This window comes from Streptomyces sp. TP-A0874, from assembly GCF_001748085.1.
Taxonomy (GTDB): domain Bacteria; phylum Actinomycetota; class Actinomycetes; order Streptomycetales; family Streptomycetaceae; genus Streptomyces.
The window spans coordinates 102,458-118,823 of the sequence record NZ_BBZK01000004.1 but is presented as its reverse complement, the minus strand read 5'-3'; the positions used below and the strand labels follow the sequence as shown (position 1 = coordinate 118,823).

Annotated in this window: 15 protein-coding genes; 4 read left to right on the top strand and 11 right to left on the bottom strand. The window is 72.7% G+C overall.

Annotated elements, in window-relative coordinates; genetic code table 11:
• The first annotated feature begins 226 nt into the window (after positions 1-226).
• The 3 genes from BGP73_RS04710 (at position 227) to BGP73_RS04700 (ending at position 4,143) form a co-directional block, all read left to right on the top strand.
• Positions 227-1,612 carry an alpha-amylase gene (locus tag BGP73_RS04710; protein WP_069812205.1) on the top strand — a complete coding sequence of 462 codons (1,386 nt, stop codon included), beginning with the start codon at positions 227-229 and terminating at the stop codon, positions 1,610-1,612.
• A gap of 120 nt (positions 1,613-1,732) precedes the next feature.
• Positions 1,733-3,586 carry an ABC transporter ATP-binding protein gene (locus BGP73_RS04705; protein WP_069812204.1) on the top strand — a complete coding sequence of 618 codons (1,854 nt, stop codon included), beginning with the start codon at positions 1,733-1,735 and terminating at the stop codon, positions 3,584-3,586.
• Between the two features lie 47 nt (positions 3,587-3,633).
• On the top strand, positions 3,634-4,143 hold the full coding sequence (locus BGP73_RS04700) for an O-acetyl-ADP-ribose deacetylase (RefSeq protein WP_069812203.1): 510 nt from the start codon (positions 3,634-3,636) through the stop codon (positions 4,141-4,143).
• A 354-nt stretch (positions 4,144-4,497) separates the two neighbouring features.
• On the opposite strand, the gene BGP73_RS04695 is transcribed toward BGP73_RS04700, so the two are convergent.
• From BGP73_RS04695 to BGP73_RS04680, 4 genes are all read right to left on the bottom strand, one after another.
• Complete coding sequence (locus tag BGP73_RS04695; RefSeq protein WP_069812873.1) at positions 4,498-5,217, bottom strand: LutC/YkgG family protein; 720 nt, start codon at positions 5,215-5,217, stop codon at positions 4,498-4,500.
• Positions 5,214-6,689: a lactate utilization protein B gene (locus BGP73_RS04690; protein ID WP_069812202.1), complete on the bottom strand. Its 1,476-nt coding sequence runs from the start codon at positions 6,687-6,689 to the stop codon at positions 5,214-5,216. The genes BGP73_RS04695 and BGP73_RS04690 overlap by 4 nt, the downstream gene beginning before the upstream one ends.
• Complete coding sequence (locus tag BGP73_RS04685) at positions 6,686-7,459, bottom strand: (Fe-S)-binding protein (RefSeq protein WP_069812201.1); 774 nt, start codon at positions 7,457-7,459, stop codon at positions 6,686-6,688. The genes BGP73_RS04690 and BGP73_RS04685 overlap by 4 nt, the downstream gene beginning before the upstream one ends.
• A gap of 247 nt (positions 7,460-7,706) precedes the next feature.
• Positions 7,707-8,783: an FAD-dependent oxidoreductase gene (locus BGP73_RS04680; RefSeq protein ID WP_069812200.1), complete on the bottom strand. Its 1,077-nt coding sequence runs from the start codon at positions 8,781-8,783 to the stop codon at positions 7,707-7,709.
• 123 nt (positions 8,784-8,906) lie between these two features.
• Here BGP73_RS04680 and BGP73_RS04675 point away from each other — a divergent pair, with 123 nt between their 5' ends.
• The gene (locus tag BGP73_RS04675; protein ID WP_069812872.1) at positions 8,907-9,329 is read left to right on the top strand and encodes a secondary thiamine-phosphate synthase enzyme YjbQ; all 423 of its coding nucleotides are present in this window, start codon (positions 8,907-8,909) and stop codon (positions 9,327-9,329) included.
• Between the two features lie 94 nt (positions 9,330-9,423).
• On the opposite strand, the gene BGP73_RS04670 is transcribed toward BGP73_RS04675, so the two are convergent.
• The 7 genes from BGP73_RS04670 to BGP73_RS04640 all read right to left on the bottom strand — a co-directional run bounded on the left by BGP73_RS04670 (position 9,424) and on the right by BGP73_RS04640 (position 16,327).
• Positions 9,424-9,897, bottom strand: a complete 474-nt coding sequence (locus tag BGP73_RS04670; RefSeq protein ID WP_069812199.1) for a hypothetical protein — start codon at positions 9,895-9,897, stop codon at positions 9,424-9,426.
• A 183-nt stretch (positions 9,898-10,080) separates the two neighbouring features.
• Complete coding sequence (locus BGP73_RS04665) at positions 10,081-10,935, bottom strand: metallophosphoesterase family protein (RefSeq protein WP_069812198.1); 855 nt, start codon at positions 10,933-10,935, stop codon at positions 10,081-10,083.
• 121 nt (positions 10,936-11,056) lie between these two features.
• Positions 11,057-11,935, bottom strand: a complete 879-nt coding sequence (locus BGP73_RS04660) for an STM4011 family radical SAM protein (RefSeq protein ID WP_069812870.1) — start codon at positions 11,933-11,935, stop codon at positions 11,057-11,059.
• 5 nt (positions 11,936-11,940) lie between these two features.
• Complete coding sequence (locus tag BGP73_RS04655; protein ID WP_069812197.1) at positions 11,941-13,284, bottom strand: STM4012 family radical SAM protein; 1,344 nt, start codon at positions 13,282-13,284, stop codon at positions 11,941-11,943.
• Positions 13,281-14,087 carry an STM4013/SEN3800 family hydrolase gene (locus tag BGP73_RS04650; RefSeq protein ID WP_069812196.1) on the bottom strand — a complete coding sequence of 269 codons (807 nt, stop codon included), beginning with the start codon at positions 14,085-14,087 and terminating at the stop codon, positions 13,281-13,283. Before BGP73_RS04650 ends, BGP73_RS04655 begins: the two co-directional genes overlap by 4 nt.
• 103 nt (positions 14,088-14,190) lie before the next feature.
• Complete coding sequence (locus tag BGP73_RS04645) at positions 14,191-15,366, bottom strand: STM4014 family protein (RefSeq protein WP_069812195.1); 1,176 nt, start codon at positions 15,364-15,366, stop codon at positions 14,191-14,193.
• 16 nt (positions 15,367-15,382) lie between these two features.
• On the bottom strand, positions 15,383-16,327 hold the full coding sequence (locus BGP73_RS04640) for an STM4015 family protein (RefSeq protein ID WP_069812194.1): 945 nt from the start codon (positions 16,325-16,327) through the stop codon (positions 15,383-15,385).
• Positions 16,328-16,366: the final 39 nt, after the last annotated feature.

The window sequence follows — 16,366 nt, the reverse complement described above, 5'->3', positions numbered from 1 at the left end:
CGCGCGCTCCGTTCCGCGGGGAGTATTCCTCCGTGCCACCCCGGGGCGGCACCGGCCCCGGTTTCCGGCAAGCACTTTCAGCAAAGCATGGAAACCTTGCGGAAAAACCTTGACGTGCCCACCGTGGAGCGGCAGGCTCCGAGCCGGACTTCCACCCCCCACCCGGCCGGCCGGGCACCGGGCTCCCCCCCACCGGCGCGCGGTCCGTCCAGAAGGAGCCGTCCGCATGAGTTCCCGTGTCCTCCGCACGACGTTGGCGGGGCTCCTCGCCGCTGTCGCCGCCGCCATCGCACCCGGACAGAGCCACGCGGCACCACCGACGGAGAAGGCCGTCACCGCCACGCTCTTCGAGTGGCGGTACGAATCGGTGGCCCGTGCCTGCGCCGACTCCCTCGGTCCGGCCGGCTATGGCTACGTCGAGGTCTCCCCGGCGTCCGAACACATCCAGGGCGACCAGTGGTGGACCTCCTACCAGCCCGTCAGCTACCAAATCGCGGGCCGCCTCGGTGACCGGGCCGCCTTCGCGAACATGGTCGAAACCTGTCACCAGGCCGGCGTCAAGGTGATAGCGGACGCCGTGATCAACCACATGTCGGCCGGTGCCGGTACCGGCACCGGAGGGACTGCGTACGACAAGTACGACTACCCCGGCCTCTACCAGGACCAGGACTTCCACGGCTGTCGGAGCGACATCAGCGACTACGGGGACCGCTACGACGTCCAGAACTGCGAACTCGTCGGTCTCGCGGACCTCGACACCGGCAGTGAGAAGGTGCGCTCGGCCATCGCCGACCACCTCGGAGACCTGCGCTCCCTCGGCGTCGACGGCTTCCGTCTCGACGCCGCCAAGCACATCCCGGCCGACGACCTCGCCGCCATCAAGAGCAGGATGGCCGACCCCGGCTTCTGGGTACTGGAGGTCATCCACGGCGAGGGCGAGGCCGTCCAGCCGGGGGAGTACACCGGCGTCGGCGACGTCGACGAGTTCCGCTACGGCCGCCACCTCAAGCACGCCTTCCAGACCGGCGACCTCGCCCAGCTGAGGTCCGTCGCCGACGGCAAACTCCCCGGCGCCCGGGCGCGTACCTTCGTCGACAACTGGGACACCGAGCGGAACGGCTCCACCCTCACCTACCGGGACGGCGCCCTCTACACCCTCGCCAACGTCTTCATGCTGGCCTCGCCCTACGGCTCACCGAACGTCTTCTCCGGATACGAGTGGTCGGACCCGGACGCCGGACCGCCCGGAGGCGGAGCGGCTGACTGCGGCAGCGGCGGCTGGACCTGCACCCACACCTGGACGCCGATCTCCGGCATGGTCGGCTTCCACAACCAGACCTCGGGCGCCGAGCTCACCGACTGGTGGGACGACGGCGGCGGCGCCATCGCCTTCGGCCGCGGTGACCGGGGCTTCGCGGCGATCAACGCCGGCGACGCCCCCGTCCGCGAGACCTTCGGCACCTCGCTGCCCGCGGGCAGGTACTGCAACGTCGCCCGGGCCCCGGGGCAGGACTGCTCCGACGCCACCGTCGAGGTCCGGGGCGACGGCACGGTGCGGGCCACCGTCCCGGCCGGGGGAGCCCTGGCGCTGCACGTCGGCGCCCTGGCCTGATCACCGGAGCCGCCGCGGCCGTCCCGAAGACAGGAACCGCCGGGACGGCCGCGGGCTACGTATGCTCGTTCCGGGGGCGCACCGCTTCGAGCCACCCCGCCCGACCACCCGAAGGAGCACATGCGAGACCAGCCCGACTGGACCCCGCCCGCCGCGGAGCCGGAACAGCCCCGGCAGGTACGACGCATCCTCAGACTGTTCCGCCCCTACCGCGGTCGGCTCGCCTTCGTCGCCCTGCTGGTGGCCGCGTCCTCCCTGGTCTCCGTCGCCTCGCCCTTCCTACTGCGCGAAGTGCTCGACACGGCGATTCCGGAGGGGCGGACCGGCCTGCTGAGCCTGCTGGCACTGGGAATGATCGCCGCCGCCGTGGTCAGCAGCGTCTTCAACGTGCTGCAGACCCTCGTCTCCACCACCGTCGGCCAACGCGTCATGCACGATCTGCGGACGGCCGTCTACGACCGCCTCCAGCGGATGCCCCTCGCCTTCTACACCCGCACCCGGACCGGTGAGGTGCAGTCCCGGATCGCCAACGACATCGGCGGCATGCAGGCCACCGTCACCTCCACCGCCACCTCGCTCGTCTCCAACCTCACCAGCGTGATCGCCACCGTGGTCGCCATGCTCGCCCTGGACTGGCGGCTGACCGTGGTCTCGCTGCTCCTGCTGCCGATCTTCGTATGGATCAGCCGCCGGGTCGGCCAGGAGCGGAAGAGGATCGCCTCCCAGCGGCAACGGCAGATGGCGGTGATGGCCGCCACCGTCACCGAGTCGCTCTCCGTCAGCGGAATCCTGCTCGGGCGGACGATGGGCCGGTCCGAAGCGCTGGCGAAGGACTTCGCCGACCAGTCCGAACGCCTGGTGGATCTCGAGGTTCGCTCCAACACCGTCGGCCGCTGGCGGATGTCGGTCATCGGCATCGTGATGGCAGCCATGCCCGCCCTCCTCTACTGGGCAGCGGGCCTCACGCTGCGCGCCGGCGGGCCGGCCATCTCCATCGGAACCCTGGTCGCCTTCGTCTCGCTCCAGCAGGGGCTCTTCCGGCCGACGGTCAGCCTGCTGTCCACCGGTGTGCAGGTGCAGACCTCACTCGCCCTCTTCCAACGCATCTTCGAGTACCTCGACCTCCCGGTGGAGATCGAGGAGCCGCCGAACCCCGTCCGCCCGGCCGCCGTTCGCGGCGAGGTCCGTTTCGAGAACGTGGACTTCAGCTACGACGGCGCCCGCGGACCCGGACCGGTAGCGGTGCCCGGCCCCGCGGACCCGGCCGTGACCCTCCGGGGCATCGACCTCGCGGTACCCGCCGGCAGCAGCCTCGCCGTGGTCGGGTCCACCGGCTCCGGCAAGAGCACCCTGGGGCTGCTGGTGCCCCGGCTCTACGACGTGACCGCGGGCCGGGTCCTGCTCGACGGGACGGACGTACGCACACTCGGCTTCGACACCCTCGCCGAGGCCGTCGGCGTCGTCTCCCAGGAGACCTACCTCCTCCACGCCTCGATCGCCGACAACCTGCGCTTCGCCCGGCCCGGGGCCAGCACCGAGCAACTGGTGGCAGCCGCCCGGGCCGCCCAGATCCACGACCACATCGCGAGCCTCCCCGAGGGGTACGACACCCTCGTCGGGGAGCGGGGCCACCGCTTCTCCGGGGGCGAGAAACAGCGTCTGGCGATCGCCCGGGCCATCCTGCGCGACCCGCCCGTGCTCATCCTCGACGAGGCCACGAGCGCCCTCGACACCCGGACCGAGCAGGCCGTGCAGCGGGCGCTCCGGCAGTTGTCCGCGGGCCGTACCACCATCACCATCGCCCACCGCCTCTCCACCGTCCGCGACGCCGACCAGATCGTGGTGCTGCACGCCGGGCGCATCGTGGAACAGGGCACCCACACGGAGCTGCTGGCGGCCGGCGGACAGTACGCCGCTCTCGTCCGACACGACTCCCGGACGGTCGACCTGGACACCGCCGCCCAGCCCTCCTGACCCGTCGCTGCCCGGCTGCTCCGCGGGCCGATGGCAGGATCGCGGACATGGCACACATCACTCTGGTACGAGGCGACATCACCGAGCAGGAAGTCGACGCGGTGGTCAACGCCGCCAACTCGTCGCTACTCGGCGGGGGCGGGGTCGACGGAGCGATCCACCGGCGGGGCGGGCCGCGGATCCTCGCGGAGTGCCGCGCGCTGCGTGACTCCCGCTTCCCCGAGGGGATGCCCACCGGGCGGGCCGCCGCCACCACCGCCGGGGGACTCCCGGCCCGCTGGGTGATCCACACCGTCGGGCCGGTGTACGGGACCTCGGGCGGTGACTCGTCCCTGCTGGCCTCCTGCTACCGCAGCTCCCTGCTGGTCGCCGACGAGATCGGCGCCCGGTCGGTCGCCTTCCCCGCCATCTCCGCCGGCGCGTACGGCTGGCCCCTGGAGGACGCCGCGCGGGTCGCCGTGGAAACGGTGCGAGGTACCGGCACGGACGTCGAAGAGGTCAGGTTCGTCCTCTTCGGCCACCAGGCCTACGAGGCGTTCACCACACAGCTCGGCTGACCGCTGAGGCACAGCAGCCCACCGCCCCGGTCGGCACCCGCCCGCGTTCAGCCCTGCGAACGAGCTGCGACCGACCCCTGCGACCGACCCCTGCGACTGGCGGCTGCGACGTGCGGCACGGGGCCGACGTCCGGGGGTCACCTCGCGCGCGGGTACGCGACCATGGTGTGCAGCGAGTCGCACCCTGATCGGTCATGGTGCCAGGGCTGGTGGAGCGGGCGGCGCAGTTCGCTGGCCTGTTCGACGGTCTCGGCCCCGGCATACGGCCGGGGCACCGCCCCGTACGCTGGGCGCCGCCGCCGGCGCCGCCGCGCACGGTACGTACGAACGACCGTGGCGGCGCGGGAGCAAGCCTCAGCCGGCACCGGGTGCGCGGCCGGCGCCCGCGGTGGTTCCGCCGAGCAGGATCACCTCGAGGGTGCGGGGGCCGTGCACCCCCTCGACCCGGTCCAGCTCGATGTCGCTGGTCGCGGAAGGGCCGGAGATCCAGGTCAGCGGCCGCGCCGGAGCGAGCCGCACCAGGGCCTGAGGTACCGAGTCGACCACCTGCTCCGGGACCCGGACGACACAGATGTGGTGGTCCGGCACGAGCGTGATGCGGCGGCGGCCCTGGTCGGCTCCGCCGTCCAGCACGATGGTGCCCGTCTCCGCGATCGCCACCGCGCTGCCGGTCACCACGCTGTCCACCGCGTCCAGATCGGCCGCGCTCGATTCGCTCCGGTCCGGCACCAACCCGACTCCGCGGGCGACCGCCTCCGCAGTCCAGTCGGCCGGGAGTCCGTCGGGGACCAGCACGCTGCCTGAGCCCCGCTCGACCAGCAGCCGTGCGATCAGCCCCGGGAGCCCGCCGGGATCACAACGGTGCACCAAGGCGCGGTAGTCGGCGAGATTCCGGGCCAGCAGTCCGGTGGACTCCTCGGCACCGCGGTCGCCGTGACGCGGGAGGTAGCCCCGCGGAACGTGGACGTCCTCCGGGCGTTCCCCGGCCGGCCGGTCGGCGAGCGCCCGCCGGACGCGCCCGAGCACCACCTCCCGGCCACCGTCGCCGCCCCGGCCCGGCGTCAGACCGCTCACGGCGCCGCCCCCTGTCCCCGCGTCCGCTGCCACCAGTCCCGGAAGGACTCCTGTGGCACCGCCGGCAGGTCACGGGTGTCCGTCCACGCCCGCCCCGGCCCGGGCAGCCGCCTCGGGTGCAGCCGCCGGGTGCGGCCGGCGAGCCGCTGACCGGCCCGCAGCAGCCCGGGCCGCTGGAACGCCCACCCCGCGGCCCGCATCGCGGCCCGTTCGGCCGCGTGTCCCTTCGCCGGGCGCAGCACCACCTTCTCGCCCCGCACGGTGGCCGGCCCGCCCTCCACCACCCGCTCCCGCAGGTGCACCAGGACCTCCGGGATGTCGATGGCCACCGGGCAGACCTCGTAGCAGGCGCCGCACAGTGACGAGGCGAACGGCAGCGAGGCGTCGAGTTCGCTCGCGGTGGAACGCAGTTGGGGGCTGAGGATCGCGCCGATCGGACCGGGATAGGCGGATCCGTAGGCGTGGCCGCCGGCCCGTTCGTACACCGGGCACACATTGAGACAGGCCGAACAGCGGATACAGCGCAGCGCCTGCCGCCCCACGGTGTCGGCGAGGGTGTCGGTACGGCCGTTGTCCAGCAGCACCAGATGGAAGTCGCGCGGGCCGTCCTCGTCGGTGGTGCCGGTCCAGGTCGAGGTGTACGGGTTCATCCGCTCGGCCGTGGAGGAGCGGGGGAGGAGCTGGAGGAAGACCTCGAGGTCCTGCCAGGTCGGCACGGTCTTCTCGATCCCCACCACCGAGATCAGCGTCTCCGGGAGGGTGAGGCACATCCGGCCGTTCCCCTCCGACTCGACGACCACCAGGGTTCCGGTCTCCGCCACCATGAAGTTGGCGCCGGAGACGCCGACCTTGGCCCGGAGGAACTTCTCCCGCAGGTGGAGCCGGGCCGCCTCGGCGAGGTCGGCGGGCCGGTCGGTCAGCCCCTCCGGGGCGGCCCGCCCCCAGCGGGACATCTCCCGGCGGAAGATGTCGCGGATCTCGCCCCGGTTGCGGTGGATGGCCGGGACCAGGAGGTGGGAGGGGAGGTCCTCCGCCAACTGCACGATCAACTCGGCCAGATCGGTCTCGTACGCCGAGATGCCGGCCTCGGCGAGCGCGGCGTTGAGTCCGATCTCCTGGGTCGCCATGGACTTGACCTTGACGACCTCGGTCTCCCCGGTGGCCCGGACCAGCTCCGTGACGATCCGATTCGCGTCGTCCGCGTCCACGGCCCAGTGCACCCGGCCCCCGGCGGCCGTCACCGCCGCTTCCAACTGCTCCAGGTAGTGGTCGAGGTGACGGAGGGTGCGGTCCTTCAGCGCCGCTCCCGCCGCGCGCAGCGCGGGCCAGTCGGCCAACTCCGCCACGGCCGAGGCCCGCTTGGCGCGGATGGTGTGCGTGGCGTGGCGCAGGTTGCCGCGGAGCCGTTCGTCCCGGGTGGAGACGGCGGCGGCGCGGGGGAAGGCGGGCATCCCGAGATAGGTGGCGTTCACCGGGCGGCTCCCGACAGGACGTGGGGCGAGTCCTCGGTCGAGGCGAGGATCTCCGCCAGATGGACCGGCACCACCGGCGAGCCCCGGCGGCTGAGGGTGCCGCCGATGTGCAGTTGGCAGGAGTTGTCGACCGTGCAGACCGCCTCCACCCCGGTGGACTCCACGTGCCGGGCCTTGTCCTCGCCCATCGCGGCCGACACCGCGGGGTTCTTCACCGCGAAGGTGCCGCCGAAGCCGCAGCACTCCTCGGCGGCCGGCAGTTCGGCCAGCTCCAGCCCCCTGACCTGCTCCAGCAGCAGCCGAGGCCGCTCACCGAGGCCCAGTAGCCGCAGCCCGTGGCAGGTGGGGTGGTAGGTGACGGTGTGCGGGAAGTAGGCGCCCACATCCGTCACCCCCAGGACGTCGACCAGGAACTCGGTGAGTTCGTACGTCCTGGCCGACATGTCATCGGCGGCCTCGACGAAGCCTTCGCCACGTCCTTCCGCCAGGGCGCGGGCGGCGATCCGCGGATAGTTGTCCCGCACCATCGCCGCGCAGGAACCGGATGGCACGACGATGTGGTCGTAGCGGGCGAAGACCGAGGCGTAGCGCCGCAGCATGGGCTCGGCAAGGCGTCGGTACCCGGTGTTGAACTGGGGCTGGCCGCAGCAGGTCTGATCCGACGGGAAGTCGACCTTCAGACCGAGCCGTTCCAGCAGCGTCACGACGGCCCGTCCGGTACCCGGGAAGAGGGTGTCATTGACGCAGGTGACGAACAGGGCTACGCGCACGGCTCCTCCTTCCGTCACCGGAACGACCCCGGTGGTGGACCGCCCCTGCCGCCCGGTCGGCGAGGGCTCATACTGCCGCAGCTGCCCGGTGCCGGGAAAGAGCCCGGCCCGCCGCTCCCACCGGTTCGCCGTACCGGTCGGTCCGCGCTGACCCTCGGTCGGCCCTGTCGGTACGGCTGCCTCGGGGCGTCCAGCGGCCGGGAGCAGCGACCACCTGCACGCCGGACGTCGCCCGGTCGGATGTCGCTCAGGCGGACGGTACCAGTAGCCATTCCCGTAGTTCGTTGACCGCGGTGCGGCCGAAGCGGTTGGCGCCCACCGTGCTCGCCGAGGGCCCGTAGCCCAGGAGGTGGACCCGTGGGTCCCGGACCGCGCGGGTGCCGTCCAGCCGGATACCACCGCCGTGCTCGCGCAGCCCCAGCGGGGAGAGATGGCCCAGGTCGGCCCGGAAACCGGTGGCCCAGAGGATGCTGTCGGCGGCGACCGTGTGGCCGTCCGCCCACACGGCGCCGTCCGGCGTGATCCGGTCGAACATCGGGAGCCGCCGCAGCACGCCCCGTTCCCGAGCGCGCTGCATCGCCTCCGTCATGGGCAGACCGGTCACCGACACCACGCTCTGCGGGGGCAGGCCGACGCGCACCCGCTCCGCCACCCGCGCCACCGCCTCCCGGCCGCGCCGCTCGTCGAAGGGACCCTCGAGGAAGACGGGTGGGCGGCGGGTGACCCAGGTGGTCGCCGTGGCCACCTCGGCGATCTCCAGGAGATGTTGCACGGCGGAGGTGCCGCCACCGACCACGATCACCCGTTCACCGGCGAAGTCCTGCGGGCCCCGGTACCAGGCGGTGTGGGTCTGGCGGCCCCGGAAGCTCCGCTGGCCCGGATAGCGGGGCAGGAAGGGCCGCGCCCAGGTCCCGGTGGCGTTGATCAGGGCCCAGGTGTTCCAGACCCCCTCGGAGGTCTCCACCCGCAGCCGGTCACCGTCTCCCTCGCGCACCGCCGTGACCGCGACGGGGCGGTGCACCCGCAGATCGTGGGCGAGCTCGTACTCCTCGAAGTACTCTCCGACCACCTCAGAGGAGGGGCGTTCCGGAGCAGCGCCGCGCAGCGGCATACCGGGGAGATCGTGCACACCGTGCACCCGGCCGAAGGTCAGCGAGGGCCAGCGGTACTGCCAGGCACCCCCTGCCCGCGGCGCGCGGTCCAGGACGACGAAGTCCCGCTCCGGTCGGTAGCCGGCCCGGCGCAGGTGGTAGGCGGCGGACAGGCCGGCCTGCCCGGCACCGACCACGACGACGTCCACGTTCGGCTCGGTGGCATGCTCCATGTCCGGCTCAACCTCTCGGCGGTACGGGATCTTCCCGCCTCCCGGCCCGGCCGGGCGGACCCGCCGGCCGACCGGCCGCGGTCCCGCGGGCGGCGGACCGCCCCCCTGAGCCAGGATGGGGTCATGGCTCATGACTTCACCACCCGTACCGTCGACGTGGCCACCGGCTCCCGCGAGCGGGTGCACGACCTCACCCGGGACTGCCGCGACTTCCTGCGCGAGGCCGCTCGGGGCCGTGACGGGCTGCTCAACGTCTTCGTGCCGCACGCGACCGCCGGCATCGCCCTGATCGAGACCGGTGCCGGCAGCGACGAGGATCTGCTGGCAGCCCTCCAGGACCTGCTGCCGGCCGATGACCGGTGGCGTCACCGGCACGGCAACCCCGGCCACGGCCGGGACCACGTGCTGCCGGCGCTGGTGCCGCCGCACGCCACGCTTCCGGTCGTGGCCGGGGACCTGGCCTTGGGCACCTGGCAGTCGGTCTGCCTGGTCGACACCAACGTCGACAACGCCGAGCGGCAGGTCCGGCTGAGCTTCCTGGGCTGAGCGGAGGCGACGGCGGGGGGCTTCCGGGGAGGAACGGCCTCCGGGGTGCCCCGGACGGTTGCGGTGCCCGCACGGCAGCCGGGCGGGCGCGGCCTCAGTCGAGGCTTTCGGCTTGGCGGCCCAGCGACCGGAGACCGCGCCTCACCAGGAGGCGGTGGGCGCCGGAAGCCACGACCACTCGGCGGTAGAGGGAGCCGAGGAGACCCGGGAACTCCGCGTGGGTGCGTGCGCCGAGCACCGCTCCGCCGGGCCGGTCGGCCAGCGTCAGGACGAGTGCGTACCTTGAGAAGCGGTGCCGGCCCGCCAGCCGTACGAGACGTTCGGGATCGACTTCCACCACCCGGAACCCCGGGAGGGTGGCGCCCGGTTCGAAGGGACTACCGGAGGCCTTCAGCGGCTCGGCGCCCACCACGCGGCCGTACGTCTTGGCGCTGCCCCGGTGGGAACGGGAGGCCCGCAGCACGAGAGCCCTCCACACGGTGGCGACGGGCGCCGAGACCAGTACCCGGTGTTCGTCGACGAACGGCGGAAGGTCGCCCTCCGCGCCGGTCCGTTCCGAAGTGGGCAACCTATCTCCTTTCCGTCCGCCCGTGGGCGGCGAGAGAACGGCGGCGGTGTGACACGGAGGCGGCGGGACGTCTGCGGTGAGCGCCGCTTCCCTGGCCAAGCTTCCCCTATGACGGAGTAGGGGAACAGCGTCAACCGGCCGTGGTTCCGGCTCGGCAGGACGCTTCCGAGACCGTTGTGCCGGTCACCGCGCCCCCTCCTCGGTCCGGGGCGGCAGGGGCAGGATCTGGCGAAGGTGCCGGCGCGGTGGACGCGGACGCCACTCGCGGGGGTAGCCGACGGAGACCTCCTCGAAACGCACGCCGTCGCGCCAGATGACACGCGGGATGTGCAGGTGCCCGTAGACGACCGAGACCGCGCCGAACCGCAGGTGCCAGTCCCGGGTGAGCTCGGTGCCGCACCACTGGGCGAACTCGGGGTAGTACAGGACACGGGTCGGCTCCCGGGTCAGCGGCCAGTGGTTGACCAGGACCGTCCGTGTGCCTTCGGGGAGCGCGGACAGTCGCTGCTCGGTCCGCGCCACCCGGGCTCGGCACCAGGCGTCGGCACTCGGATAGGGGTCGGTGTGCAGCAGGTACTCGTCGGTGCAGACCACTCCGGCCTCGTGGGCCAGGCGCAGCGACTCCTCCTTGGTGGACGCGCCGGGGGCCCGGAAGGAGTAGTCGTAGAGCAGGAAGAGCGGAGCCACGGTCACCGGGCCCCCATCGTCCTCCCAGACCGGGTAGGGGTCCTCGGGGGTGGAGACGCCCAGTGCCCGGCAGAGTTCGACGAGGCGCAGGTACCGCTTCTCCCCGCGCAGGTCCACCGGGTCTTTCGGGGGAGTCCACAGCTCGTGGTTGCCCGGCACCCAGATCACCTTCGCGAACCGCTCACTGAGCAGCTTCAGCGCCCATTCGACCGTCGCGTACTGCTCGGCCACATCACCGGCGACGATCAGCCAGTCCTCGTCGGACGTGGGCCGCAACGACTCGAGGATGGCACGGTTCTCCGGGTAGGCGACGTGCAGGTCGCTGACGGCGAGTAGCTTCCGGTCTGCCACACTTCCCCCACTGCTGGACCAACCTCTGCCTGCTCGATGTTAAGGGCTGGTCCGCCACCGCCCCCGGGCGCCGGACCACGGTGACGGCGCCCCACCTGGCGGCCGGCGCGTGCCCGCGGCCTCATCGGCCGGGTACCGGCCGAGTGCCGGTGGCGGGGAGCGCCGCCGGCACCCGCTCCAGCACTCCGCCCGCGAACACGTCGTACAGCGGCAGCGTCTCCAGGTGCACATAGCCGATGTGGCAGTCGCAGGTGTCGAGGGGGCACGGTCTGGGGGCGAGGGCGGCGCGGTACGAACCGTCGTAGAGGTTGCCCAGTTCGGTGCGGACGAAGTGGCATCGGCGCACGCTGCCACCGCCGTCCACCGAGATGACCGACGCCCCGGTGCGGCACGGGAGCCCGGCCGAGCGGTGGGGGTGGCGGCTGTACGGGAAAAGCGGGTCGAGCTCGGTCCAGGCGTCGGCCTCCTCGTCGTCGTAGGTGTGGCCCTCCGCCGCGTTCACCCACAGGTAGACCTGGTCGGGGAGGGCCTCACGCAACCGCCGGGCGTGCTCCAGGTGTGCGGCCAGCCCGACCACCCCCACGCTGAACCGCACCCCCAGCTCGGTGAGCCGGTGGGTCTTGGCGAGGAAGCGCTGGTACGGGGTCTGGCCGGGATGGTAGGTGCACCACAGGGCCACGGTCGCCAGGTCGGCCTCGGCCAGCCAGTCGGTGCGGCAACTGAGGTTGGTCTGGATGGCGACCCGCCGGATGTGCGGCTGATGGGAGAGCGCCACCAGGGCGCGCCGGTACCAGGGGCGGACCAGTCCCTCACCCCAGGGGGTGAAGAGGACCGAGAGCCGGTCCTCGGTCTGCCGCTCGGCCCAGCCGGTGAACCGTTCCAGCGCCGCCCGGTCGGCCCTCAGTTGGCCGGGGCTGTCGCGCCGCTTGGCGAACGGGCAGTACGGGCAGTCGTAGTCGCAGGAGGCGAGCGGACCGCGGTAGAGGGTCGTCAGGTCCACACCGGTCACCTGGGCTCATAGGCGGCCATGGCGGCCCGGACACCCGGCGAGAACAGCTCGGGGCCGACCGCGTCCGAATGGGCGAGTCCCTCCGGGGACAGCCGGAGCAGCCCCGGCACGGAATCGTCGAGCCAGCCGCGGGCCGCGAAGAGCTCCAGTTCGGTGCGGAAGTCCTCGGAGGGAGCGGTACCGAACCGGCGGCGGTACTCCTCGACCGGCATGCCCGCCGCCTGGAGGAGCGACTGGATCAGATGGCGGCGGCGCGCCTCCTCTCCGTCCACGTACCGCCCGTGCACGGCCCGGTCGAAGTCCCGGGTCGCGGTGTAGGCGTCGATGATGGCGCGGGTCCTGCGGGCGTCGACCGCGTAGTCGAAGGAGTAGTGGAGCGAGGAGGTGTAGGAGCGCGCGCCGCATCCCAGCCCGATCATGCCGTCCGTCTGGCAGGCGTAGTCGTCCGGGCCCTGCGGCGGAGCGTCCGCGCGGCGGAACATCCGCATGGACACCTGCTGGTAGCCGTGCGCCAGGAGGTGGTCGCGCCCCTGGCGGTACAGACGCAGCCGCTGCTCGTCCCAGGAGCTGTCGGCCGATGCGGTGTCGGCGTGCCGCCCCAGTCCGGTCAGCGGTCTGACGTAGAGCGGGTAGAGGTAGACCTCCTCCGGCCGCCAGGTCAGCGCCGCGGCCAGGGAGGTGCGCCAACTGGACTCCGTCTGCCCGTCGATGCCGTAGATGAGGTCGATGTTGAGAACCGGGAAGCCGGCTTCGCGGATGCGCCCCAGTGCGGCCTCCACGTCCGCCCGGCGCTGAGGGCGTACCGCGGCCCGCGCCTCGGCCTCGACGAAGCTCTGCACCCCCAGGCTCAGCCGGGTGGCACCGCGCTCGGCGAGGACCGCCAGACGGTCGGCGGTGGCGGTGGCCGGCGAGGCCTCGACGGAGAGCGGGATCGCCCGGAGGTCGGCCCCCGTCCGACGCTCCGCGATGTCGCAGAGCCGTTCCAACTCCGGGGCCTCGAGGAAGGTGGGGGTTCCACCGCCGAACGCCGCGTTGGCGAACCGCACGGGACCGCGCTCACCCAGCGCCTGCCGCACCGCCCCGGCCTGCCGGTCGAGAGCGTCCAGGTACCGGCCGGTCAGGCCGTCGGGCGCGCCGACCCGGGTGAAGAGGTTGCAGAACCCGCACCGCACCTCGCAGAACGGTATGTGCAGGTAGAGGGAGAGGGATTCCTTGGGCTCGTCGGCCCAGAGGGCACTCAGCGGTGGGCGGTCGGCCAGCGGAAGGTAGGCGGTCTTGTGCGGGTAGGCGTAGACGTAGCTCTGGTACGGGCGCGACACGAGGGACGGGCTTGCGCTCATGCGGAGTGCTCCAGGAAGAAGTCGGCGTAGGGCACCGTCCACACCACCGGATGGCCGATGCGGTGGCCGGTGTGGCCCCCCTCGCCGTACGCCGTGCCGTGGTCGGAGCAGACGATGGTGAAACAGCGGCGACGGGAGCTGACCGCGGCGAAGAGCCGGCCGATGTGGCGGTCGATGTACTCCAGCGCCGCGGCGTGCGTCTCGCGGTTGTCCCCGGCCCGCGGCGACGCGCCGGGCAGATGGAACCAGTTGGGTTGGTGCAGTGCGGCCGCGTTGACGAACAGGAACAGCCGCCGCTCGGCCGGTAGCGCGGCGACCACCTGTTCGGCGCGCTCTACCTGGGCCTCGAAGGAGGTGGGCGAGGCGACACCGAACTCCGGCTCCCAGTGGCTCTCCTGGAACAGGGCCGGCAGTACGGCGCCCAGCGCGCCCTGCTTGTTGAAGAAGCCGACGCCGCCGATGCAGACCGTGCGGTACCCGGCCGCGGCGAACCCGGAGACCAGATCGGGGGTGTCGAAGACATAGCTGCGCGCCGAGGTCGACTCGCTGCCGGCGAACCGGGCGGCGAACAGGCGCGGATGCCGCCCCGGGGCTACGGGGGTCGGCAGGAAGCCGGCGAACATCGCCTGGTGCGAGGCGTAGGTGAAGCTGCCCGGGGCGTGCCGTTCCTCCCACCTCCCGCCGGGGAGGTGCCGCACGAGGTTGGGGAGCCGCCCGGCGGCGGCGAGCTCCTGGGCCACGTCGTAGCGGAGGGTGTCGAGGGTGAGCAGCAGCAGGTCGTCCCGGCCCACCACTTCGTTCATGTCGGGGGCGGTCGGTCTGCCGAGCGGGCTCCCGGACTCCGGGGCGCCGCCCCCCGCGGCTGTGCGGGGCGGCGCCGCCGGTGCCCGGTGCCCGGCTGTGGACTCAGGCGACTGCATGCCGGCCCCCCGGAAGGCGGTACGAACGCGGCCCGCGGCCGACGGGCGTTAGGTGGCCCCGCCGGGCCCGGCACACCGCGGCGACCTGTGCCCGGTAAGTGTCGAGCCCCTCGGCCCCGCTCTCGGGCAGCCCGGTGATCCCTGGCAGCAGGTCGCCGAAGGCGTTGACCTCGCCCACCGCGAACCGCCGCCAGCCGCTGCCGGGGAGTAGGTCGACGCCGACGCAGAGGGTGCCCGGGAAACACGCGGCGGCGCGTTCGCACGACTCGATGGCCTCACGCCAGTGGTCGCCGGCGGCGGCGACGGCCGCCGGCAGGTGGCCCCGCGCGCCACCGAGGTGGAGGTTGGTCAGCGGTGAGCGGCTGGTGCGGACGACGGCGTGGGTGGCGCGACCCGCGACGACCACGACCCGCAGGTCGGCGGTGCGCCCGTGGAGTGAGGCCTTGGGGAACCACCGCTCGATGTGCAGTCCGTCCGGGGCGAGCCGGTCGACGATCCGGGCGATCTCCTCCTCCCGGGTGTACCGGCGCAGCCGCAGCGAGTTGTGGAGGCTGCCGTCCTCGCAGAGCTCGACCGAGGTCGTCGCGCGGATCCGCCCGGGGCCTGCGGTCTCCAGCGCCAGGACGCCGGAGGCCGAGGAGGCGTGCGCCGGCTTGACGAAGACCCGTGGCAGACCGTGGCTCCGCAGCAGCGCCCGGACCTCCGACCAGTCGCGCACCGGCACCCCGCCGCCCGAGGTGGGCGAGGCGGGCACGGGGACACCGGCCCGCCGGAGCAGGGCGTGGCAGTGGTGCTTGTCGAACATCACCGCCAGCTCCGCGGGATCATCGAGCCGGACACCGCCCCGCAGGGAGCGCACCGCGCTGGTGAACCGGTCGTACCAGATCCCGGACCCCTCCACCCGGGTGGAGTCGGCGGCCCCCCGAAGCGCCCGGTCGACTCCGCGGTTCTCACCGGGAGAGTCCAGCCGGACGGTCTCGTCCGGGGCGAACTCGTGACCGCCCTCCCGGAGCACGCGCTGCCAGGCGATGATCCTCGGACCGGGCAACCCGGCCGCGGCGACTGCTTCCCGGAACAGGCGGACGCGGCGGTTCTCGGGGTTGCCGACGACGGCGAAGCGCGGGGGCGCCGGTTCGCGCACCCCGGCGAGCTGCGATGACATGTACCTCTCCCCCCGACTATTCGCCGACCGCGACGAAACGCCAGGAGGGGTCGTCCTCCGTGCCGGCGTCCTCCGGATCGGTGAGCACCTCCACCCCGGCGGGTTCCAGCTCCCGGACGAGGCGGGACCGCACCTCCTCGCTCAGGTAGTTGTGGTGCAGATCGAGCTTCTCCAGGTGGGTCAGCGGCTGCCCGGCGAGGAGCGCCGTTCCGCCCTCGTCGGTCAGTACCCCCATGGAGAGGTCGAGGACCTTCAGACGGGCCACCACCGGTGCCTCGGCCATCGCCACGGCTATCGCGTCCTGGATCTCGCTGTTGTGCAGTGCCAGGTGCTCCACCCGGGGGATCCGCGCGCCGGCCCGGAAGGGCTCCAGATCGGAGACGGACGAGTCGCCGCCGTACTCCGAAGTGCCCAGCCAGAGGTCCAGGCGCCGGAGCGCGGGCAGATCGCTCGCGGCGATGCCCCGCACCGCCCCGGCGGGCATCCCGCCGCTCTCCACGACGAGGGAGCGCAGTCCGTGGTGCCGGACGGCCGGGAACTCCAGGTTCGCCCCGCGGACCCCGAACTCCTCCAACTGCGGGAAGTTGACCAGCAACGGGGTCACGTCCCCCAGGACGATCCAGGAGATCTCGCACTGCTCCGCGGACATGTCGCCCAGGAACACCGAACGCAGCGCCGGGAGGCGGTCCTTCGCCGCCACGATGGCGTCGATCGCCTCCGCGGCCGCGTTCTCGAACGCCTCGGTCCATTCGCCGACGATCAGCGCGCGCACCTGCCGGGTGTCCACCCTGCCGAGGAAGCGTTCGAAGGCCTCTGCCCACTCCTCCTCGTCATCGTAGGAGTCCACGGCGATGCGCCAGGCGACGGCGTCCGCGGCCGGCAGCTCACCGCGGCCGTCCGCCTTCGGGAAGTCGAAGGCCGGCAGGCCGTAGAGCTCTTGGACATGGGCGTTGATGATCACAGTGCCCCCCGTTTCTCCGTGCATGGTGTTTCGGTCTCT

Excerpts from the sequence above, each read along its gene's own strand:
- BGP73_RS04710 (WP_069812205.1), top strand. The coding sequence starts at position 227 with ATGAGTTCCCGTGTCCTCCGCACGACGTTGGCGGGGCTCCTCGCCGCT.
- BGP73_RS04705 (WP_069812204.1), top strand. The coding sequence starts at position 1,733 with ATGCGAGACCAGCCCGACTGGACCCCGCCCGCCGCGGAGCCGGAACAG.
- BGP73_RS04700 (WP_069812203.1), top strand. The coding sequence starts at position 3,634 with ATGGCACACATCACTCTGGTACGAGGCGACATCACCGAGCAGGAAGTC.
- BGP73_RS04680 (WP_069812200.1), bottom strand. The coding sequence starts at position 8,783 with ATGGAGCATGCCACCGAGCCGAACGTGGACGTCGTCGTGGTCGGTGCC.
- BGP73_RS04675 (WP_069812872.1), top strand. The coding sequence starts at position 8,907 with ATGGCTCATGACTTCACCACCCGTACCGTCGACGTGGCCACCGGCTCC.
- BGP73_RS04655 (WP_069812197.1), bottom strand. The coding sequence starts at position 13,284 with ATGAGCGCAAGCCCGTCCCTCGTGTCGCGCCCGTACCAGAGCTACGTC.
- BGP73_RS04650 (WP_069812196.1), bottom strand. The coding sequence starts at position 14,087 with ATGAACGAAGTGGTGGGCCGGGACGACCTGCTGCTGCTCACCCTCGAC.
- BGP73_RS04645 (WP_069812195.1), bottom strand. The coding sequence starts at position 15,366 with ATGTCATCGCAGCTCGCCGGGGTGCGCGAACCGGCGCCCCCGCGCTTC.